Annotated in this window: 18 protein-coding genes; 8 read left to right on the top strand and 10 right to left on the bottom strand. The window is 62.9% G+C overall.

Annotated features, from left to right (window positions below; translation table 11 throughout):
- Positions 1–9: 9 nt before the first annotated feature.
- Positions 10–423 (bottom strand): DoxX family protein, encoded by a 414-nt coding sequence (locus tag ACN9M2_RS07485; RefSeq protein ID WP_426287466.1) that lies wholly within the window; start codon positions 421–423, stop codon positions 10–12.
- Between the two features lie 327 nt (positions 424–750).
- Between ACN9M2_RS07485 and ACN9M2_RS07480 the strand changes: the two genes are divergently transcribed.
- Complete coding sequence (locus ACN9M2_RS07480) at positions 751–987, top strand: MarR family winged helix-turn-helix transcriptional regulator (RefSeq protein WP_426287465.1); 237 nt, start codon at positions 751–753, stop codon at positions 985–987.
- A gap of 336 nt (positions 988–1323) precedes the next feature.
- On the opposite strand, the gene ACN9M2_RS07475 is transcribed toward ACN9M2_RS07480, so the two are convergent.
- From ACN9M2_RS07475 to ACN9M2_RS07465, 3 genes are read right to left on the bottom strand one after another with little or no spacing between them, the layout of a single operon-like run.
- A complete protein-coding gene (locus tag ACN9M2_RS07475) occupies positions 1324–2256 on the bottom strand; it encodes a Gfo/Idh/MocA family protein (RefSeq protein WP_426287464.1) in 933 nt (310 codons plus the stop codon).
- A 2-nt stretch (positions 2257–2258) separates the two neighbouring features.
- Entirely contained in the window at positions 2259–3251 is a 993-nt protein-coding gene (araD1, locus tag ACN9M2_RS07470; RefSeq protein ID WP_426287463.1) for an AraD1 family protein, read from the bottom strand.
- Between the two features lie 32 nt (positions 3252–3283).
- Complete coding sequence (locus tag ACN9M2_RS07465; protein ID WP_426287462.1) at positions 3284–4834, bottom strand: aldehyde dehydrogenase (NADP(+)); 1551 nt, start codon at positions 4832–4834, stop codon at positions 3284–3286.
- A gap of 95 nt (positions 4835–4929) precedes the next feature.
- Here ACN9M2_RS07465 and ACN9M2_RS07460 point away from each other — a divergent pair, with 95 nt between their 5' ends.
- Positions 4930–5679 (top strand): FadR/GntR family transcriptional regulator, encoded by a 750-nt coding sequence (locus ACN9M2_RS07460; RefSeq protein WP_426287461.1) that lies wholly within the window; start codon positions 4930–4932, stop codon positions 5677–5679.
- 3 nt (positions 5680–5682) lie between these two features.
- Here ACN9M2_RS07460 and mmsB read toward each other — a convergent pair whose 3' ends face one another.
- The 3 genes from mmsB to chvE are packed head-to-tail and all read right to left on the bottom strand — an operon-like array spanning position 5683 to position 9573.
- Positions 5683–6888, bottom strand: coding sequence for a multiple monosaccharide ABC transporter permease (gene mmsB, locus ACN9M2_RS07455; protein WP_426287460.1), 1206 nt, complete (start codon positions 6886–6888; stop codon positions 5683–5685).
- A complete protein-coding gene (gene mmsA, locus ACN9M2_RS07450) occupies positions 6872–8428 on the bottom strand; it encodes a multiple monosaccharide ABC transporter ATP-binding protein (RefSeq protein ID WP_426287459.1) in 1557 nt (518 codons plus the stop codon). The genes mmsB and mmsA overlap by 17 nt, the downstream gene beginning before the upstream one ends.
- Positions 8429–8445: 17 nt before the next feature.
- Complete coding sequence (gene chvE / locus ACN9M2_RS07445; RefSeq protein WP_371024870.1) at positions 8446–9573, bottom strand: multiple monosaccharide ABC transporter substrate-binding protein; 1128 nt, start codon at positions 9571–9573, stop codon at positions 8446–8448.
- Positions 9574–9767: 194 nt separating this feature from the next.
- On the opposite strand from chvE, the gene ACN9M2_RS07440 reads away from it, so the two are divergent.
- Positions 9768–11561 (top strand): IlvD/Edd family dehydratase, encoded by a 1794-nt coding sequence (locus ACN9M2_RS07440; protein WP_371024871.1) that lies wholly within the window; start codon positions 9768–9770, stop codon positions 11559–11561.
- A 14-nt stretch (positions 11562–11575) separates the two neighbouring features.
- Here ACN9M2_RS07440 and ACN9M2_RS07435 read toward each other — a convergent pair whose 3' ends face one another.
- A complete protein-coding gene (locus tag ACN9M2_RS07435; RefSeq protein ID WP_426287458.1) occupies positions 11576–12238 on the bottom strand; it encodes a TetR/AcrR family transcriptional regulator in 663 nt (220 codons plus the stop codon).
- Positions 12239–12315: 77 nt separating this feature from the next.
- On the opposite strand from ACN9M2_RS07435, the gene ACN9M2_RS07430 reads away from it, so the two are divergent.
- Positions 12316–13050, top strand: coding sequence for an SDR family oxidoreductase (locus ACN9M2_RS07430; RefSeq protein ID WP_426287457.1), 735 nt, complete (start codon positions 12316–12318; stop codon positions 13048–13050).
- A gap of 178 nt (positions 13051–13228) precedes the next feature.
- Complete coding sequence (locus ACN9M2_RS07425; protein WP_426287456.1) at positions 13229–14077, top strand: hypothetical protein; 849 nt, start codon at positions 13229–13231, stop codon at positions 14075–14077.
- 45 nt (positions 14078–14122) lie between these two features.
- Here ACN9M2_RS07425 and ACN9M2_RS07420 read toward each other — a convergent pair whose 3' ends face one another.
- The gene (locus tag ACN9M2_RS07420; RefSeq protein ID WP_426287455.1) at positions 14123–14581 is read right to left on the bottom strand and encodes an Hsp20 family protein; all 459 of its coding nucleotides are present in this window, start codon (positions 14579–14581) and stop codon (positions 14123–14125) included.
- A 269-nt stretch (positions 14582–14850) separates the two neighbouring features.
- Here ACN9M2_RS07420 and ACN9M2_RS07415 point away from each other — a divergent pair, with 269 nt between their 5' ends.
- The 3 genes from ACN9M2_RS07415 to ACN9M2_RS07405 all read left to right on the top strand — a co-directional run bounded on the left by ACN9M2_RS07415 (position 14851) and on the right by ACN9M2_RS07405 (position 20537).
- Positions 14851–15504, top strand: a complete 654-nt coding sequence (locus ACN9M2_RS07415) for a DUF6766 family protein (protein ID WP_426287454.1) — start codon at positions 14851–14853, stop codon at positions 15502–15504.
- 356 nt (positions 15505–15860) lie between these two features.
- Positions 15861–18890: a TonB-dependent receptor gene (locus ACN9M2_RS07410; RefSeq protein WP_371024877.1), complete on the top strand. Its 3030-nt coding sequence runs from the start codon at positions 15861–15863 to the stop codon at positions 18888–18890.
- A 111-nt stretch (positions 18891–19001) separates the two neighbouring features.
- Positions 19002–20537, top strand: a complete 1536-nt coding sequence (locus tag ACN9M2_RS07405; RefSeq protein WP_426287453.1) for an alpha/beta hydrolase — start codon at positions 19002–19004, stop codon at positions 20535–20537.
- Positions 20538–20570: 33 nt separating this feature from the next.
- Here ACN9M2_RS07405 and ACN9M2_RS07400 read toward each other — a convergent pair whose 3' ends face one another.
- Positions 20571–22166, bottom strand: coding sequence for a Na+/H+ antiporter (locus ACN9M2_RS07400; RefSeq protein WP_371024879.1), 1596 nt, complete (start codon positions 22164–22166; stop codon positions 20571–20573).
- Positions 22167–22252 lie beyond the last annotated feature (86 nt).

Raw genomic sequence — 22252 nt, 5'->3', positions numbered from 1 at the left:
CCAGACCCGTTACTCGGGTGCCGATGCCCGCTGTGCCCGCAGGCCATCAAGACTGATGGAACCGGCGCCGCACAGGGCGAACTGGATAAGCCCGCCGGCGATGGAGAGATTCTTGAGGAAATGAACCTGCTGGTTCGCGTCACCGAAGTGAGCGTGAAATACAAACGCCGTGACCAGCGTAAAGATGGCCATCGCGGCAGCGACAGGCTTTGTCTTGAAGCCCACGAGAAGCAGCGTCCCGAAGCCTAGTTCGACGATGAGTGCCCCCAGGTAGGCAATATCCGGCAGCGGCAACCCCGCTGCGGCGATATACGCCTTCGTTGCGGAGGGTGCCATGAGTTTCCCGATACCGGATACTGTAAAAAGGCTGCACATCAGTAGGCGACCGATGAGCGACACGAAAGGAAAACGGTCGAGGGGCATGATATGTCCTTGGAGTTGTGGATTATGGTCAGGTCGGGTCAATGGCCTGTTCACCTGATCCAGGAAGTCATAGATACGGTGGGCGTTGCAACCGGGCAGACGTCGATATAGTCACTCCTCATGCCATGGTTCAGCTATTTCAGATGAGTGATACCACAGTCTTAGTCCTGGCCCAATCAGGCATGTCAGTTCCCGTTCTGTGGCATGGGTTCTGCGCGCTGAAACCAATCCGGAAGGCCTGACCTGGTCGCAGACCATGGCGCTGGCCCGGCTTGAGAAAGCCGGACCGGCGACCTCGCGCGGGCGGAGGCGGTAAAGCCGCAGTCCATGGGCGCGACGCTCACCGAGCTGGAGCGCGAGGGCCTGGTCGAGCGTCGCCCGCATCCGACTGATGGTCGACAGGTCCTGTTCGTCCTGACGCGGGAAGGTGTTCAGGCGCGACGCAAGCGCAGTGCCGCCAAGCAGAAATGGCTGTTGGAAGCGATGGCCAGGCTCGATGCCGACGAACGGAAAACGCTCATGTCAGCGGTCAAGCTGATCAAGCGCCTGGGCGAAGCCGAATAGAGCCTCGCGTTACCGAAGGCTGCCCTCTCCCGAAATAACATCGGCGCATGGTCGGCTGCGCCTGATCTTTGAAAGGAAACTACCGTCGCCAGGCACCTTCACCAACAGATGCCAGACCGATATGCAGGAAGACGCCCATCCCTGGACTGGAGCATGACGCGCGTTTTCCTGGCCTCGGCATCCACTGATGCGGCCTTGCGCAGCCAGAACATGGCCCGTGCGCGGTCAAACGCCAAATCGCTCTCGATGAGGTCGTGGTAGAGGTTGAACTGGGACGCGGGGTCCCCGTTCTCAGTCGCTATCAGGGTCCAGCGCCTCAACAGGCGCGGTACGACTTCATCCGACCCAATAAAACGCCTCAGCAGTCTCCCGACGCCCCAGCAAAAACGCATCAGCCACCAGCCGCAACGGCGCCGTATCCACATCGGAACTGCGCGAACGAATGAGCGAGGCAAAGCGCGAGTACATCCCGGCATACTCCCGGTCTTCCCCACCCACATCCTGCCCCGGCAAGGTCAGCACGGCCCCACCCTTGGCTAGCGTCAACCTACCCTGATCGGTCTCGACCACGATGTCCCAACTCTGTGGACCCGTCTGGCGCCAGTCCAGATCCATCGACATCGGAACGCCATCGCCGTCGATGAACTGCAGGTCGGCTGCGATAGGCGCCGCACGATTGGCGGGTATCGACAAGGTCGCGGATCGCAGGATGAACGCCCGGGGAAGTATGTACGTGGCGATCGACAGCGCATTGATCCCCGGATCGAATACGCCCAGGCCACCGGCTTCCCATATCCATTCCTGTCCCGGATGCCAGACGCGAACATCCTCCCGCCAACGAATGGAAACGCTCTCGACCTTTCGCCCGGCGAGCCAGGCGCGCGCCGGCTCCACGCCGGCGGCGTATCGGGAATGCCAGCCCGCGAACAGGGTCAGGCCGCTTGCATCCGCTCGTTGTGCGAGTGCCGCGACTTCGGCCAGCGTCGCGCCCGGCGGCTTCTCTAGGAAGACATGGATGTTGTTCTTCAGGGCTTCCCTGGCCAGCGCGTAGCGAACCTGCGGCGGCGTGCAGAGGACGACCGCATCGACGGCCGGCCCGTCGCGGAACAACGCATCGAGGCCGCCGAAGCAAGGTACGCCTTCAACGTCCGACGCAGCAGGATCGACCACCGCCACGAACTGAAAATCGTCGTTGCTCGCGATCGCGGGAAGGTGCTGGTCGCGAGCGATCTTGCCCAGGCCGACCACCGCGATACGAATTGGAGTCACGATCAAAGCGCCTTCACCGCGAATGTCTGTGCGGGTGCCTGCGCCAGCGCGTTACGCAGCGGCAAGGCGAACGGCGCGGCTTCTATCTCGAATACGTCGCCAACCTGGGTAGCCACGCCATCGGAGAACGACAACGTGGCCGTGCCGAAGAAATGGACGTGGATATCGCCCGGCTGCCGGAACAGTTCGTACTTGAAATGATGCGCCTCGAGATTCGCGAAGCTGTGCGACATGTTCTCTTGCCCGGAGAGGAATGGCTTTTCCCACACGACCGCACCGTTTCGATGGATGCGACTCTTGCCTTCGATTTCAGCAGGAAGCGGGCCGACGAGCAATTCGGCACCCAGGGCGGCCTGACGCAATTTCGAGTGCGCGAGCCAGAGGTAGTTGTGCCTCTCCGTGACATGGTCGCTGAACTCGTTCGCGAGGCACACGCCAAGACGAAACGGCGTGCCGTCGTCGCCGATGAGATAGATGCCTGCGAGCTCCGGCTCCTCTCCGCCGTCCTTCGCGAACGCAGGCGACGTGAGCGGCGCGCCCGGTCCGACCAGGCCATGCCCGTTGCCCTTGTAGAACCATTCCGGCTGGCTGCCGACCTCCCCTTCCGCGGGTTTGCCGCCCGCGACACCTTCGAGGAAGATCCGCATCGAATCCGTCTGCTTCTCGGCGGCGGCCGCCTCACGGTGCATCTTGTCCCGCCCTTCCGCGGAACCCAGGTGGGTGAGTCCCGTGCCGGTCATGAACAAGTGTGCCGGGTCCGGGTGATCGATGGGGGCGAGCAAGCGGCCCGCAGCCAATTCCTCGACGATATCCACCGGCGCCCCGGTGCCACATGCGGCGATAGCGCCCGCAAGGTCGGTGCCCATGGCGATAGCCTTGCAGGCCAGGGCTCGAACGCTATCGACGCCGGGCACGAAGGCGGCGGCGTTGCCCCGCGCGGCGATCACCGACCGCACGCCGTCCGCGGCACGATGTTGCAGGAGACGCAAAGTCATGAAGTCGCTCTCTCTATCTCAGAAGACAGGGTTCAGGCGGCCGGAACACCGTTGACCAGCCGCGGCAAGTCGGTACCGTCGCGCAACACGGCGGGCAGCAAGGCAGCCGGGAAGTTCTGATACGACACCGGGCGCAGGAAACGATCGATGGCGAGGCTGCCGACCGATGTCGAACGCCCATCGGACGTCGCGGGAAACGGTCCGCCATGCACCATGGCGTGGGTGACTTCGACGCCGGTCGGCCAACCGTTGACGACGATGCGTCCGCATTTCCGTTCCAGCAACGGAACCAGCCGCGCCGCCAGTGCGGTATCGCCATCGTCCATCTGCAGCGTCATCGTCAGCTGTCCCTCGCATGCGGCGACGACCGCATGGAGTTCGGCTTCGTCGGCGCAGCGAACCAGCAAGGACGATGCGCCGAAGACTTCATGCGCCAGCGCCTTGTCGGCGAGGAACGCCTTGCCGCTGGTCGAGAAGAATGCGGCACGCCCCGCGTTCGCGCTTTCGGCGGCAGGACCCTGCGCCAGGGCCGTCACGTCGCTGTGTTTCTGGAGCGCCTCGACGGATGTCTCGTAAGCATGGTGGATCGCCGGGGTCAGCATGGTCTGCGGACGGGCCTCGGACACCACGCGGCTGGCGGCGGAGACGAAGGCGTCGAGGCCTTCCCCTTCGATCGCCAGGAGCAAGCCGGGATTGGTGCAGAACTGTCCGGCACCCATCGTCAACGAACCGACGAAGGCGGCGCCAATGGCTTCCCCGCGTGCGCGCAGCGCCTCCGGCAATAGCAACACCGGATTGACGCTCGACATCTCAGCGAAGACCGGAATGGGGATCTCTCGCGCCTGTGCCAGCTTGACGAGCGCCAGGCCTCCGGCACGCGAGCCGGTGAATCCCACCGCGGCGATCGCCGGGTCGGTGACCAGGGCCGCACCCAGCTCGATGCCCGGGCCGGTGAGGTTCGCAAACACACCGGATGGCAAACCGCTGGCCTTCACCGCCTTGTGGATGGCGTCCGCGACCATGGCTCCGGTCGCGGGATGCGCGGGATGCCCCTTGACGACGACGGGGCAGCCAGCGGCGAGGGCCGATGCCGTATCGCCACCGGCCGTGGAAAACGCCAGCGGGAAATTCGACGCACCGAACACGGCGACCGGCCCCAGGGGAATCCTGCGTAGCCGCAAATCGGCGCGCGCGGAGGGTGGATCGCCCGCCGGTACGGGATCGATGCGCAACCCCATCCAGTCGCCACGCCTGAGCACGCCGGCGAACAACCTCAGCTGGCCGACGGTGCGGCCGCGTTCGCCCTCGAGGCGCGCGCGCGGCAGTCCGCTTTCGCGCATGGCGGTGACGATGAGCTCGTCGCCCAGGGCGAGGATTTCCTCGCCGATGCGTTCCAGGAAGGCCGCCCGGTCACCGGCATCTGTCGTACGATAAACATCGAAGGCCGCCTCGGCGGCCGCACAGGCGGATCTAACCTGGGTAATGCCATCCGACGTGAACGCAGGGCCGAAAGGCTGCCCGGTCGCCGCATCCATCGAGCGGAAAGTACCTTGCATCCCGCCTGCCTTCTCATCGTTCGACATGTGCTGCACCACGATAATTACTCAGACAATTAGGTTAAGGCGGTTATGCTGGTTTTGCAATGCCAAGCGGTCGATGGCCAGGAAGGAATGAGCACGTGAGCAAGACGAAGACGCCGGCCGTACCGATCGAACGCGAACGCGAAGCTCGCAGTACCGGTCGACGCCTGTACGGCGCCATCGCGAACAAGCTGGGCGCCGCGATCCTCTCGGGTGAGTACCAGCCGGGCGACGTACTCTCGGGCGAAGTGGTCTTTTCCGAGCAACTCGACGTTTCGCGAACGGCCTACCGCGAGGCGATCCAGGCACTGGCCGCCAAGGGCCTCGTCGAAAGCCGGCCAAAGACCGGCACGCGCGTGTTGCCCCGAAGCCGCTGGAACCTGCTCGATCCCGAGGTACTGGGTTGGGCATTCACCGGCCAGCCCGACATCGGCTTCATTCGCAGCCTGTTCGAACTCCGCGCCATCGTGGAACCCGCCGCCGCCGCGCTGGCCGCGGAACGACGCGACAACGAAGCGCTCGAAACCATGCGTGACGCCCTCGCCCGCATGACCCACCATACCCTCGCCACCGAGGCCGGACGCATAGCCGATCGTGACTTCCACAGCGCGATCCTGCATGCCACCGGCAACGATGCGCTCATCGTGTTGAATGCGAGTATTTGCGCCGCCGTCAGCTGGACGACGCAGTTCAAGCAACGCCAGCGCACCCTGCCCCGCAATCCCATTCCGGATCATCGCCGGGTGCTCGTCGCCATCGCCGATCGCGATCCGGCCGCCGCCAACGAGGCGATGCGCGTGCTTGTCGAACTGGCGCTGGAAGACACGCGCCAGGCGATGCAGCCGTAAGGCCTAGCGGCCTCCGACGCGACGCTTGTTGTAGACGTCGAACGCGACCGCCGCCAACAGCACCAGCCCCTTGATGAGCGACTGGTATTCCGTGCCGACGCCAAGGATCGACATACCGTTGTTGAGCAGGCCGATGATGAGGCCTCCGATGATCGCGCCGGTGACGGTACCGATACCTCCGGTCACGGCGGCGCCACCGATGAACACCGCGGCGATCGCATCGAGTTCGAAACCCGTGCCGGCACTCGGGCTCGCCAGGTTCAGCTGGGCGGTGAAAACCAGTCCGGCGAGCGCGGAGATGACGCCCATGTTCACGAACAGCAGGAAGGTGACGCGCTTGGTTTTCACGCCCGAAAGGGCCGCGGCGTTGAGGTTGCCACCGATCGCGTAGACATGCCGCCCGAAGACCGACCGCGCCATGATCGCCGCGTACGCGACGATCAGCACGCCCAGGATCACCAGGACGATGGGCGTGCCGTTGTAGCTGGCCAGCAGGAACGCCATGCACCCGATCAGGAAGACCGAGAAAGCCAGCTTGAGGATGAAATACCAGAGTGGCTCGGACTCCAGCCCGTAGGTATGCCGCACCATCCGCTGACGTAACGAGCCATAGAGCAGCACGATCGCGGCGATAGCGCCCAGGACGAGCGTGAGTGGCTCGTAACCGCTGGTGCCGAATGCCGGAAGGAACCCGGAACCCATCCGGCGGAACGCTTCCGGGAACGGTGAGATCTGCTGGTTCTGCAGCGCGATCTGCGCCGCGCCGCGAAACAGCAACATGCCCGCCAATGTGACGATGAACGCGGGAATCCTGAAATAAGCGATCCAGAAGCCCTGCCATGCCCCGACGACGCCACCGATGACCAGGCAAAGCACGATCGCCGCCGGCCAGGGAATATGCCACTGCGTGATCATGACGCCGGCCATCGCCCCCACGAAGGCCACGAGCGAACCGACCGACAGGTCGATATGACCCGCGATGATCACCATGACCATGCCGATGGCGAGGATCAGGATGTAGCTGTTCTGGATGACCAGGTTCGATACGTTGATCGGCCGGAGCGTGATGCCGCCAGTGGCGAACTGGAAGAACAGCACGATCACGATCAATGCGCTGAACAGGCCGACCTGGCGAAGCTGCCCCGCCAGGTATTTCAGCGCCGTCGTCGTCGCGCTGGGCGGTGGCGTCAATTCATTGGAGGTTGTCACTGGCGCCCCGCTCCCGTTCTCTTGTCATGTGCTGCATAAGGATCTCGGCGGTCGCCTCGGATCGTGGAATATCCGCCGTGACACGTCCCTCGGCGAGGGTATAGATACGATCGCAGACGCCCAGGAGTTCCGGGAGTTCCGACGAAATCATGATGATGCCTTTGCCCTCGTCGGCGAGCCGGTTGATGATGGCGTAGATCTCGTACTTGGCACCCACGTCGATGCCACGGGTCGGCTCGTCGAGGATCAACACATCCGGATCGGCATACATCCACTTGGACAACACGACCTTTTGCTGGTTGCCTCCCGACAGCTTCCCGGTGATGGAAGATACGCTGGGCGCCTTGATCTTGAGGGACTTGAGGTACTCGCCGGCCACGGTGGCCTCCTTGTGCCCGTCGACGAAACCGAACAGGCCCGCGAGCTTGCCAAGGGCCGAGCCCGAGGTATTGCGGGTGATGTCGTCGATGAGGTTCAACCCATAGCGCTTGCGATCTTCGGTGGCATACGCCACGCCGTTCCTGATCGCCTTCGGCACGGTACTCATGTCGATCTCGACACCGCGCTTGAACACCTTGCCGCTGATCTTCACGCCATAGCTCTTCCCGAACACGCTCATCGCGAGTTCGGTCCGCCCTGCTCCCATCAACCCGGCGATGCCGACGATTTCGCCGGCACGCACGCGGATGCCGGCATCGGTGATGATCTGCCGGGTGACGTCGATCGGGTGGAAGACGTTCCAGTTTTCGATGCGCAGAAGCTCTTCACCGATGTTCGGCGTGTGCTCCGGATACCGGCTTTCCAGTTCGCGCCCGACCATGCCCTTGATGATCCGTTCTTCGGAGACATGGTCCGCCCGCATGTCGAGCGTCTCGATCGTGCGGCCGTCGCGGATGATCGTCACTTCGTTGGCGATGGCCTCGATCTCGTTGAGCTTGTGGCTGATGATGATCGAGGTGATGCCCTGCTCCTGGAGCTGCTTGATCAATCCAAGCAAGTGAGCTGAATCGGCGTCGTTCAGGGCCGCGGTAGGCTCGTCGAGAATGAGCAGCTTCACCCGTTTGGACAACGCCTTGGCAATCTCCACCAGCTGTTGCTGGCCGACGCCGAGGTCGGTGATCTTGGTGACGGGGTTGTTTTTCAGTCCCACCCGCTCAAGCAGCTTCGCCGCTTCAAGGTTGGTCCGGTTCCAGTCGATCCACCCGTGCGTCTGCTGTTCATTGCCGAGGAAGATGTTCTCGGCGATGGAAAGATACGGACTGAGCGCTAGCTCCTGGTGGATGATGACGATACCGGCCGCCTCGGAGTCGTTGATGCTCCTGAAATCGACCGGCTTGCCTTCGAAGACGATCTGTCCGTCGAACGTCCCAGCGGGATACACCCCGCTGAGAACCTTCATGAGCGTCGACTTGCCGGCACCGTTCTCGCCACAGATGGCGTGGACATGGCCGCGCTTGACCCCGAGCGAAACATCCTGCAATGCCTTGACACCAGGAAACGTCTTCGTGATGCCCTGCATCTCGAGAATATGATCGGTCACGTGCCCTCCAGCGCGACTTACTGCAGCTGCGCCGGGGTGTAGTAACCGCTATCGATGAGCACTTCCTTGTAATTCGCCTTGGTAACCACGGTCGGCTGGAACAGGTACGTCGGGACGACCACGACCTTGTTGTTGTAGGTCTTGTCGTCGTTCGTTTCCGGCTTCTTGCCGGTCAGCAGGTCGTTGGCCATCACGGCCGCCTGGTCGGCGAGCTTGCGCGTGTCCTTGTAGATCGTGGAGTACTGCTGGCCCGCGATGATCGACTTGACCGACGCCGCTTCCGCGTCCTGTCCGGTGATGATCGGCAGCGGTTTCGCGGCACCGCCGTAGCCCGCGCCCTGCAAGGCGGAGATGATGCCGATCGACATGCCATCGTACGGCGAGAGCACGCCATCGACGTTCGCGCCGTCCGAATAGGACTTGGCGACCAGGTTCTGCATGCGGGCCTTCGCCGTCGCCGGGTCCCACTGCAAGGTGGCCACCTGGGTGAAGCCGGTCTGGCCGCTCTTGATGACGATCGAGCCGTCGTCGATGTACGGCTTGAGCGTGTCCATCGCGCCGTTGTAGAAGAACGTGGCGTTGTTGTCATCCGGGCTGCCCGCGAACAGCTCGACGTTCAACGGCCCCTTCTTGTCGGTCTTCTTGCCGGTCGCATCGAGGAAGCCGAGGCCGGTAAGCAGGCTGTTGGCCTGGTCGACGCCGACCTTATAGTTGTCGAACGACACGTAGTAATCGACGTTCTTGCTTCCGGTAAGCAGGCGATCGTAGGAAATGATCTTGATGCCGGCTTTTGCCGCCGCGTCGAGCTGGTCGCTGAGCGAGCCACCGTCGATCGAGGCGATGACCAGCACCTTGGCACCCTTGGTGATCATGTTGCTGACCTGGAGCACCTGCTGCGGGATCTTGTTATCCGCGTACTCGAGATCGACCTTGTACCCGAGCTTCTCCAGATCCTCCTTGACGGCGTTTCCATCCTTGATCCAGCGCTCGGAAACCTTGGTGGGCATGGCGACACCGACCAGGGCGCCCTTGTTGTCCGATGAAGAAGCGGCGGTGTCACCGTTGCCGCGCCCGCCGGAACAGGCCGCGAGCGAGAAGGCGAAGCCGACGGCTGCGAGGCCGATATACAGGTTGCGTGCGTTCACTTTGGAATACCTTTCGGTTGAGTGCTGGAAGTTACCCGTCTTTCCGAAAACGTCTTTACCGCCGCGTCTCTCATCGATTATCTTGTCTGAGTAATAGACTATCGGCGCACAGATCGCGCGTCAACGACCGCCGCCCGACTGTACCCCTGGTGCCGAACCGCTTCCTGCCCGCCTTCAGAGCACTCCTTCTCGCCATGACACAGACCACCTCCCCGCTTCGTTCGCGCGCCTGGTTCGACAATCCCGAAAACATCGACATGACCGCGCTGTACCTGGAACGGTATCTCAACTTCGGCCTGTCGTTGGAAGAGTTGCGCTCGGGCAAACCGATCATCGGCATCGCCCAGACCGGCAGCGACCTTTCGCCCTGCAACCGCCATCACGTCGTGCTCGCCGAACGCGTGCGCGAGGGCATTCGCGAAGCGGGCGGCATCGCGCTGGAGTTCCCGGTACATCCGATCCAGGAAACGGGAAAGCGCCCCACCGCCGGCCTCGATCGCAACCTGGCGTACCTGTCCCTGGTCGAAGTGCTGCATGGTTATCCCATCGACGGCGTCGTGCTGACGATCGGTTGCGACAAGACCACGCCAGCCTGCCTCATGGCGGCCGCCACGGTGAACATCCCGGCCATCGCGCTTTCGGTCGGTCCCATGCTCAATGGCTGGCACAAGGGCGAGCGCACGGGTTCGGGAACGATCGTCTGGAAAGCGCGCGAGCTGTTGGCCACGGGCGCCATCAACGAAGAAGGCTTCATCAAGCTGGTCGCCTCGTCCGCGCCATCGACAGGCTATTGCAACACGATGGGAACGGCGACGACGATGAACAGCCTCGCCGAAGCCCTCGGCATGCAGCTGCCCGGCGCCGCCGCGATCCCCGCGCCGTACCGCGATCGCCAGGAAGTCGCCTATTTCACCGGCAAGCGCATCGTCGAGATGGTGTCGGAAGATCTCAAACCATCCGACATCCTCACCCGCGAGGCGTTCCTCAACGCCATCGTGGTCAACTCGGCCATCGGCGGATCGACCAACGCTCCCATCCACCTCGCAGCCATCGCCCGCCACATGGGCGTGGAACTGACGATCGACGACTGGCAGACGCATGGCCACAAGGTACCGCTGATGGTCAACCTGCAACCGGCGGGGGAATACCTCGGTGAAGATTTCTATCACGCCGGCGGCGTACCGGCGGTGGTGGGCGAGCTGCTCAGGCAGGGCCTGATCCACGAGGACGCGATGACGGCCAACGGCAAGTCGATCGGCGAAAATTGCCGCGATGCGGCCATCGAGGATGAACGCGTCATTCGTCCGTTCACCAACCCACTGAAGGAAGACGCGGGATTCATCGTGTTGCGCGGCAACCTGTTCGACAGCGCCATCATGAAAACCAGCGTCATCAGCCCGGAATTTCGCGCACGCTACCTCAGCCGTCCCGACGATCCCGAAGCGTTCGAAGGTCCGGCGGTCGTCTTCGATGGCCCGGAGGATTACCACCACCGCATCGACGACCCCTCGCTCGGCATCACCACCGACACGTTGCTCTTCATGCGCGGTGCGGGTCCCGTGGGCTACCCGGGTTCCGCGGAAGTGGTGAACATGCGGCCGCCGGCCTATCTCATCCGCGAAGGCGTGCACGCGCTACCTTGCATTGGCGACGGGCGGCAATCAGGCACGTCGGGTTCGCCCTCCATTCTCAACGCGAGCCCCGAGGCCGCGGTGATGGGTGGACTGGCGTTGATCCGCACCGGCGATCGCGTCCGCATCGACCTCGGCAGGGGCACGGCCGACGTATTGATCAGCGACGAGGAATTGGCCGAGCGCCGCCGCGCACTGGCCGAGGCGGGCGGCTACCGCTACCCCGCATCGCAGACGCCATGGCAGGAGATTCAACGCGCGATCGTCGGGCAGTTGGAAACGGGCGCCATTCTGGAAGGTGCCGAGAAGTACCAGCAGATCGCGCAGACGAAGGGGCTTCCGCGGGATAGCCATTGAGGACCAGGCGAGCGCTAGCCGGCCGACATACCCTTGGTGTTCGGCCGGCTCCGCGAAACTTCCACCAGATAAGCACGCGACATGACGGGCAGCTGCGCTCGCAGTATCGCCAGTGACGCTGCCGAGCCATCTTTCTCCAGCACGGCTTGCACCGTGCCGACGAGCATGGAACGCAACGCGAAAGTCACGGTCTCCACGTCATCGAACACGGCATCCGATGCCGTCGCCAACAGGCGCGCGATAGCCTGATCGGTCCGGCCGACGACGTCGGCAACGAGACCGGCGGTATCCAGTTCGGCGGCTACCACGTACAGGGCTCGCGATCCAGGAAGATGGCGCAGCTTCGCATCGAGGTACGCACGGCACAGGCCGTCCGACATGTCCCGCAGGGACGCTCCCTCGTATCGCGCGCACGCCGCCTGCACGGCGATCACGACGTCTCCCAGGTACTGATCGAGCACCGCGTACAGCAAGGCCTGCTTGTGCGGGAAGTATTGGTACATCGTCCCCACGGAGACCCCGGCCCGCTGCGCAACGCGCGTCGTCGTGAGCCGGGCGATGCCATCGGAGAGCAAAACCTGAAACGTCGCCTCGAAAATCGCCGCCACGGTCGCCGCCGAGCGGGCCTGACGCGGGGATTTACGGGGCTTCAGGGAGTCGGAAGGCACGACGGTCATATGCGAATGTAAAAACCGAAGGATGATTCATAAATTAACTCATAGCGCCAACCACCACCACTCCACAAGGAAACGCCATGAGTAACGCAGACCGTCGCATCTCCCTCGTCACCGGTGCCAACAAGGGCATCGGCCTCGAAGTCGCCCGCCAGCTCGGCAAGGCTGGCCACCGAATCCTGCTCGGCGCGCGTGACGAAGCGCGTGGCCGTGAAGCGGCGAAAACCCTCCAGGCCGAGGGTATCGACGTCCGCTTCGTGGCTGTGGATCTCACGAACGCTGCCTCGCTGACGGCCGCCGCCGCCGACATCGAGGCCAATGAAGGCCGCGTCGATGTCCTCGTCAACAATGCCGCCATCGCGTTGCAGAACGACGGCCTGCCGGGAACGGCCGACCTGGACGCGGTGCGCCAGACGTTCGAGACCAACTTCTTCGGCACTGTCGCCGTTACACAGGCGCTGTTGCCGCTGCTGAAGAAATCCGCCTCCGGCCGCATCGTCAACGTCTCCAGCGGTCTCGGTTCCATCACCCTCAACAACGATCCCACCTGGGATTTCGCAGCGGTCAAATTCCTTGGCTACAATGGTTCGAAGGCCGCGCTGAACATGTTCACGGTACTGCTGGCAGCCGAACTGAAGGACCACGGGATCAAGGTGAACGCCGCCGACCCCGGCTACACCGCTACCGATCTCAATGGTCATAGTGGCCACCAGACGATTCCCGAAGGCGCCGCTGAAGCCATCCGCCTCGCCCTGCTCCCGGATGACGGCCCGACCGGTGGGTTCTCCAACTCAGATGGTGCGGAGCCCTGGTAACGGGCGCAAAGGCTTCACCGCCTCTGTAAATATCAATAGAAAGGTCCCGACTGAAAACGGCCGGGGCTTTTCTCCTGCGCCGCGTTCAAGCTCCTCGCGATGTGGCCGATATGAAGGCTCTGTGCCGCCCACTCTGTCGACAGGGGGCATAGATCCCTCTCCATGAGCAAGAAGGCGGATGAATCAGATCGCGAAACGCGTACTAGGCGTGCTCGGGACCCTTGGAGGCATCGCCGCCACCTATCACGTCGCAAAGATCACGGGCCAGTTCGATCGCGGCGAGCCGGCTGTCGCCGTCGCCCGAGACAACTTACAGCCTGGTGAAACGTCTCACGTCTTCGTTGCCGTCGATCCACGTATCGACCAACAACAGGACGTTGTCTATTTCCCTGTTCACCTGATGGTCCGCAACGACGGCGACAAGCTGTTGAACAACCTGCTGCTTGGCCTCGCTTACGAAAAGCGTTCGAACTACACCGCCATCGATGTCGAATCGTTCATGGTGGTTCACGGTGCGCAAACCCGTGACGGATCGACGCATGAGCACAACTCCGACGACACCACCGACTACTCCAACTTCACGCTCAAGACGCTTAACCCGAAAGACGAATTCACCTTCTCGGAAGGCGCGCAGTTCTATCAGGACATATCGCCGACGTCGTTCTTCGAAATGGCCATGCTCAGATCCGAAGTGAAGGTGGCGCTGACGGCCGACAATGAAAAGCGCCTCGACTATACCGTCAGTTATCGTGGTGTCCGTGCATCCAGCTGCGATGAACTCGTCAAGCGATACGAAATCCAGTACGCCAAGTATTCCGTCATATCGATGCGTGACAAGGCCTCCTTCTTTTCATACCTGTGGCATCTGCTCCGAGACACCGACACCACGATCGATTACCTGGTCTGCCCTACCTACGAATCTACCGTGGTCGACGACAAGACCTTCTGGATCCCTGTGAAGGACGACCGCGCGGTGACGCAGGTCTCGTTCAAGCCCTATCTCTGGTCGCTTCTGTTCGATCAATAAAGGCCCACGGCATCGAGCCGTGGGCTCGTCTTCAGGCGGTGAATATCAGGCGGCGTCGCTATGCAGCTGACGCACGGTTTCCGTACCACGGTTGATCTCGATGCGGCGAGGCTTCATGGCCTCGGGAATCTCACGCTTCAGATCGATCGAGAGCAGGCCGTTGGCGAGGCGTGCGCCCGTCACCCGCACATGCTCGGCCAGTTCGAATCGCCGGTTGAAGGCCCGGGTGGCGATGCCGCGATGCAGGTATTCGCCCTCGGCTTCGGCCTTGTGCTCACCGCTGACGATGAGCATATTCGACTGGGTCGAGATGTTCAGCTCATCCTCCGTGAAACCCGCCACCGCCATGGTGATGCGGTACGAATCCTCGTCGAGCTTGACGGAATCGAACGGCGGATAGTTGTCCCCCTGCTGCGAGCGCGAAGCGGATTCGAGCAGTTCGAACACGCGATCGAAGCCGATGCTCGAACGCAGGAGCGGGGAATAATCGAGAAGAGTACGCATAGCCATATCCTCATAGACAAGCAACATGGATGGGTTCTCTTGCCCACCCTTCCGGGCGGACAGGCTGGTCCCGAAGCGGCCAGCGATGCGTAGCTAGGGCTGCTTCGCTCCATTTCAAGCCGGCACATTCAGTATCTGTTTAGCCGTCCAGACGCGTCGAAACCACGGAGACGGAAGAAGGTTGCGGTCTCCGCGCCTTCTTTTTTGCACGGCCACCCCGCCTTCACGTAGCGGCCTGAATGCTTCGGTCATTTCACCGGAGCACCGACATGAAGGACTCATTCTTCAAGCGCAACGGCCTGAGCATCGCCGTCGGCTTCATGATGCTGGCGGCGTGGGGCGCACAGGCCATCACGGGCCACGCAGCCCATAACCAGGAACTCGGCGAGCACGGCCTCCCCGACATCGGGCTTGGTGCCTATCTGCTGAGCGGCGATTTCTGGTCGGCCACCTGCGAGAACTGGGAGTCCGAGTTCCTGCAGATGGGCCTGTACGTGCTGCTCACCGTCTGGCTGCGCCAGAAAGGGTCAGCCGAGTCGCGTCCCATGGACGAGAAGGAAGAGGAAAACGAGCCGACTCCCGAACATCTGCAACCCAAGGCATGGCGCCGGGGTGGCGTGGTGCGCTGGCTCTACGCGAATTCGCTCTCCATCGCCTTCCTTTGCCTGTTCGCCATGAGCTTCGCCGGCCACTTGTTCGGTAGCTGGCGGAAATCCATTGACGAGGCGCTGGCACACCACCAGCCACCCGAGCGGTTGGCCGCCTATATCGTCGACCCCTCGTTCTGGTTCGAGTCTTTCCAGAACTGGCAGAGCGAATTCCTGGCGGTGTTCTCCCTCGTCGTCCTGTCGATTTTTCTTCGCCAGAAGGACTCGCCACAGTCAAAACCCGTGGATGCTCCACACAGCAAGACGGGCGACTGATTCGTAATCATCCGGCGAATTTTTCTTCGATAGACGACGTGAATAACGGGATTATCTTGCGACGTGAATATCTCGTGAAATTCTCACTTATTTCAGAGATTTAGATGATTTACACCGCCTTATCCGCAAACGCATACATAAATACACATCGCAAGTATTGACGACTTCTGAACGATAGTTTTATGTTCGCCCTGCCGCTACCGGATAACCGGATGGCTTTGGCTTGTTTTCCATCGTTTGCAACATTCGGAAAGAGTTTCGAATAGCGCGTGGAAATGCTTTCCGAGTGAGACCTTCGGCAACCGCCGATGCGCTACTTGTGGCCCGCTGGGGGCCAACTCTGGGGAGAGCAGTAAATGAATTCACGTGACCTACGGCAGGCGCAAGTCCTGCGTCGTTCCGCACTGGCCTTGGCGCTTGCGGTTGGCCTCGGCGGCACGGGTGCCGTCCTCGCTCAGGCCACCACGGGCGCGATCTTCGGCCAGGCCAATCCAGGCAGCACGATCCAGGTATCCGGTACGACCGGTGTGACCCGCGAGGTCACGGTCGGTACCGACGGCCGGTACCGCATCGGTAACCTTCCGCTCGGCAGCTATACGGTCAATGTCATGCAGAACGGCCAGGTGGTCGATTCCCGCAAGAATGTCGGCCTGACCGTGGGCGCGGGATCGGAAGTGTCGTTCACCGGCGCACCCGCCGCCACCGGCGCCCAGGCGCTGGAATCGGTCACCGTGACGGCGAATGCGCTACCGCCGATCGATGTCTCCGCGGTGGATTCGCGCACGGTGGTCACCTCCGAGCAACTCGCCCGCCTGCCGCTCGGCCGCAACGCGGAAGCCATCGCCCTGCTCGCCCCGGGCGTGAATCCAGGCGCGGGTTTCTTCGGGCGCACCGTCTCGTTCGGCGGCTCCGGCGTATCCGAGAACGCGTACTACATCAACGGCTACAACACGGCCGACCCGCTGCGTAACCTGGGTGGCGTAGGCCTTCCCTATGGCGCGATCGACCAGCAGGAAATCTATACCGGCGGCTACAGCGCGATGTATGGCCGTTCCGAGGGTGGCGTCATCAGTCAGGTCGGCAAGCGTGGCACGAACGAATGGCATTTCGGCGCGCAGATTCTGTGGGAGCCGAAGTTCGCTCGCTCGCAACTGGGTAACCAGTACTTCCCCAGTGCGAACCTGCCCGCGGGCTACGAGTACTCCGACCCTTCGCTGGCCGGCCAGCTCTACCGCAATCGCGTGGGCGACAAACAATGGACGCGTACCGTCAGCGCGTACGCCGGCGGCCCGCTGATCAAGGACAAGCTGTACCTGTTCGTCGCCGCGGAGACGGAGAAGACGGAAGGCACCAACACCAATCCGTTCACCACGTCGCCTAATGCGACCAACCACTACAAGTGGGACCTGCCGAAGTACTATGCGAAGCTGGACTGGAACATCAACGACAGCAACATCCTCGAACTGACCGGGATCAGCTCGGCGGACGAACGCAGCGGCAAGTACTCCACCTTCGACTACGACACACGCGAACACCTGGGCTTCCAGGGACGCTATCCCGACAGCACGAAGACGTCGTCGAACTACGGCATCGCCAAGTACACCAGTTACATCACCGATGACCTGACGTTCTCGGCCACGTACGGCAAGAGCAAGACGACCGACGTCCAGCGCAATCCGGGCGACCTCGGTCTGCCCTTCATCAGCCGTCCCGACCTGCAGGACCCGGCGATCACTGGCGGACAGTCGTTCACCAACACCACGGCCACCACGCAGAAGATCGCACCGGGCGCGAACAGCAAAACCCACGGCCTACGCGCGGACCTCGAGTGGCAGGTCGGCGATCATCGCGTGACCGGCGGTATCGACAACATGAAATACACCGCGCAGGACGAAGGCGTGACGACGACGGGTCCTGGCTATTTCTGGACCTACGGTCATGTGAACGATCCCACCGTCCCACTCGTCCCGGGCCTGGGCGTCGGTCCGACCGGCGGAGACGGCTATTACAGCCGTCGCACGATCTTCATCACGACCACGAGCATGGAAGTCGATCAGAAGGCTTACTACCTGGAAGACAAGTGGCAGATCACCGACAAGTTCCTGTTCACCATCGGTGTACGCAACGACCGGTTCAAGAATTACAACGACCAGGGCCGTACCTACGTCAACAGCGGCAACCAGTGGGCACCGCGAATCGGCGCTTCATGGGACGTCTTCGGCGATTCCTCGCTGAAGATCTACGGCAATCTCGGCCGTTACTACCTTGCCCTACCGAACAGCGTGGCCATTCGCGGCGCTTCCGCATCGACCTTCACCAACGAGTACTTCACGTATACCGGCATCGATCCGAACGGCGAACCGACGGGACTGACCCCGATCGGCCCGGGTCCGGTGTCATCGAACGGCGAGTACGGTCAACCGAACGATCCTAAGTCGATCACCGCGACCGACCTCAAGTCGCAGTACCAGGATGAAGCCATCCTCGGCTTCGACAAGACGCTGGGCCCCGACTGGGTCACGGGCGCCAAGGTCATGGTCCGCAAGCTGCGCGCGGCGATCGATGACGTCTGCGACACCGCACGCATCGCCGACAAGTTGGCGGCGACCGGTGTCGATCCGGACAGCGTCACCATTCCGGGCTGCGTGATCTTCAACCCGGGCCGCTCGAACGAGTTCAGCCTCGCCAACGTCGATGGCAGCGGACGGACCGAAGTGAAGATGTCCAAGGACGACTGGGGCTTCACCACCGGCGCCAAGCGCAAGTACTACTCACTCGACCTGTACCTGGAGCATCCGTTCGATGGCAAATGGTTCGGCCGCGCCATTTACACCTTCTCGAAGAGCTATGGCAATACGGAAGGTCAGGTGAAGTCGGATATCGGCCAGAACGATATCTCGAAGACGCAGGATTGGGACGCCGCCGCGCTGATGGTGCATAGCAATGGCCTGTTGGCCAACGATCGAAAGCACCAGTTCAAAGCCTACGGCTCCTATCAGGTGACCCCGGAATGGCTGCTTTCCGGCTCGCTGCGCCTCACCTCGGGCGCACCGAAGTCCTGCCTGGGCTTCTTCGGCCCGAACGATGACGACCCGATCAGCTATGGCTCGTCGTACCACTCCTGCGCCGGCAAGCTCTATGCACCGGGCGAGCAGCGCATGCCCTGGTTCAAGCAGCTCGATCTGTCGGTCGAATACCGTCCGGCGTTCGCCGACCACAAGCTGGCCTTCGGCCTGCAGGTCTTCAACGTCACCAACGAGCGCAAGCCGCTCCTCAACGACTATGTCTACGAGGACGACCGCTTCACGGTATCGAACACCTACGGTGCGGGGCTGTACTACCAGACACCTCGTTATGCCCGCCTGACCGCGAGCTACGATTTCTGAGTTGGAGAATCATTACGGCATCACAACAAAAACCGGGCCAGGGAGGGCCCCTCATTGCAAACTCCCCTCGCCGCCGTTCACAACGGTGGCGTTTTTTTTAAGGACCGATATATGCGTTCGTTCGGCAAAGCGTACGTTCCCCGTTTCGTCCTGGCGCTCTTCCTCCTGCCCCTGTGCGCGTTCGCGCAGCACAAGGCGGGCGACATCGCCGTCGAGCGGCACGCGGTACATGACGAGAAGGGTCAGTCGGTGGAGTACGAAATCGGCACGCTTTACGTGCCCGAGAACAGGCACAAGCCGGACAGCCGGCTCATCGGCGTCGGCTTCGCCCGGATCAAGGGACCGGCGTCGACGCGGCCCGGCACGCCGCCGGTCTTCTGGCTCCCCGGCGGGCCGGGCCTGACCGTGCTCGGCGCCTTCAGCGATACGGACGCATCGTCGAAAGCACGGCTGCGCTCATGGCTCGCCTTCGGCCAGGTCGGCGACCTCGTCGTCATCGAGCAGCGTGGCTACACCACCCGCGGCGACATGCTGACCATTGCCTCGAAACCCCTGCCCGACGATCGCCCCGGCTCCATACGCGATGACGTGGCCTCCATGCGGGCGGATGCCAAGGCCGCCATCGCGGCCTACCCCGACAAGGATCTCTCCGGCTACGACATCGGCGAGTTCGCCGGCGATATCGACGACCTCCGCCGTGCGCTCGGCTATGAAAAGATCAGCCTCTTCGGTGGCAGCTTCGGTTCGCAATGGGCGCTGGCGGTCATGCGGCTGCATCCAGGCATCGTCAGCCGCGCCGTGATCTCCAGCGTGGAACCCTTGAACAATGGTTACGATATGCCTTCGCACGTCTACGCCTCGCTGCAACGCATCGCCTACGATGCCGACCGTGCCCCCTCGCTGGCGCCCTATCTTCCGCAGGGTGGCCTCATGGCGGCCGTAAAGGCGCTCCACGAGCGCTTCGCCGCCACCCCCCTCACGGTCACGTTCAAGGAGGACAATGGCGCGAAGCGGCGCATCGTGCTTGGTGAGGGCGATCTCCAGCAGGCGCTCCTGTCGCACACACAGGAAAGCGCGGAATGGCCGGCCTTCATCCTTTCGCTCTATCACCGGCACTACGAGGCCTGGGCTCGCGAGGTCGCCAGCGATCGCAAGCCGGAACCGCGGATCTTGATAGGACCGCTGGCGGATAGCAGCCTCGGCGTCAGCGCGGAACGCGAACACCTCCTGCGCACCGACCCCGCGCTGGACATGCTGGGAACATGGAACTTCGAAGGAAATATCGCCTCGGCCGCCGACTGGCCGACGGTGGACATGGGCGACGAGGTACGAAAGCCTGTCGTGACCGACATACCCGTGGTCTTCATACACGGCGACTGGGATACCTCGACCCCCATGGAGAACACCCTGGGCCTGCTTCCCTATTTCCCCAAAGGGCACGCCATCCTGGTTCACCGGGGTTCGCACGACGGAGCGTTCTATCAGCTGCGCAACGAACCGGCGGCGAAGCAAGCCGTGTACGGGTTCCTCGCCACGGGTGAAACATCCGGACTGCCCCTGGAGGTCACCCTTCCGGTTCCGGACTTCGAGGTACCTTCCTTCGCGCCGCCGACATCGGCTTCGGTACCACCTGCCCGGTCTTCCTGATCGCGGGCATTCGCTTGCGGCGGCCCGGGCCGATCAGGTCGGGCTCTGCCGGTCGTTCTCGGCTTCGATCTGCTGCAGGTCGAGGTCGCGCTCCATGTAGTGCAGCAATTCGTCGTGGATCTGTCCGGACCGGTGCAGGCGCAGCAGTTCGGCGCGACCCGCGGCGATGGCCGCCAGCACCACGTCGTAGTGCGCCGCGCGGCCCCCTTCATTCGCATGCGGGGCCTTGCTGTAGCGTTCGGCGACCGTCACGCGATACGTGTATTGCTCGAGCAGGCGGGGGTGGATCAAACGCCCTTCGTCATCGTAGGCACGCGCTTTCACCGCCGCGAGCTGGGCGGAATCGATGAACACGGAAGCCTGCGATTCCGTCAGGTGCGTGCTTTCCGCCTTCTCGCCGGCATCGAGCCGAAGCCAGCGGATGACCGGGGCGATCGTCCCGCCCTGCACCACCACCGTGACCAGGATCACGGCGAAGGCCGCCGCGATGGTCAGGTCGCGGCCGGGCACGGCTTCGGGCAGCGACAAGGCGATCGCCAGCGTCACCACGCCACGCATGCCCGCCCAACTGAGCAGGAACGAGGCCTTCGCCGAGGCCGGCACGGGCTTGCGTCCCACCATGCGTGCCAGCGGCACGCGCAGGTATTCGGTGCCGTAGATCCAGAGAAACCGCGACAGGATGACCGCGGCGAGCACGGCGAGGATGGGCATGCCCAAGGTCGACAACGCTTCGCCTACGCCGCCCATGCGAGCGACGACACCGCGCAGCGAGAATCCGATGAGGATGAAGACCAGCGCCTCGAGCAGGAAGATCATCACTTCCCAGAAAGCGAAGCTGTTGACCCGCACACGCGCCGAGAAGACGTCGTGCTGGTACCAGCCGAAGATGATGCCGCAGCTGACCACCGACATCACGCCGGATACATGCAAGGATTCGCCGCCGATATACGCGGCCCACGGCGACAGGCAGGCGGCCGTGATGGCGAGGAAGAGATGGTCGATCCGGCGCAGCACGAAGACCAGGGCGTAGCCGAGCACCACGCCCACGACGATGCCACCCAGCGCCAGGGCGGCGAAACTGAGCACCGCTTCATGGGTGCTGAAAGCGCCCGTGAGCGCGGCCGCCGTGGCGAAGCGGAACAGCACGAGTCCCGTGGCGTCGTTGAGCAGGCTCTCCCCTTCGAGTAGGACCATGAGCCTGCGGGGCAGACGCACCTTGCCCAGCACCGCCTTCGCCGCCACGGCATCGGGCGGCGACACCACGGCACCGAGCGCGAAGCACGCCGCCCACGGCAGGGACGGCAGCACCCAGTGGACGGTGACGCCCACCGCGAACGTGGTGAACACCACGGCGCCTATCGCCAGCCAGAGGATGCCGCCGAGGTATTTGCGGAATTCCGACCATACCGTATAGAAGGCGCCGTCCATGAGCAGCGGAGGCAGGAAGATCGTCAGCACCAGCTCCGGATCGAAGCTCACCTCCGGGATACCGGGCAGGAAAGCGATGCCTATGCCACCGGCCAGCAGGGCCGCCGCGGTCGGCAGGCGCAGGCGACGGGCGATCAACTCGAGCACGAGGATCGCGACAAGAAGGATCAATACGAACTTGAATGTTTCGGTCGAGGCCATGCGCCCTCCAGGCATATCGGAGGCATCTTATCCGTATCGCGTGGCCTGCCGATTGGAGCGGTTGTACGCACACCCCTGCCGGAAGT

This window comes from Luteibacter sp. E-22, assembly GCF_049913125.1.
In the GTDB taxonomy this organism is placed as follows: Bacteria; Pseudomonadota; Gammaproteobacteria; order Xanthomonadales; family Rhodanobacteraceae; genus Luteibacter.
This window is presented reverse-complemented; position numbering and strand designations above follow the sequence as displayed.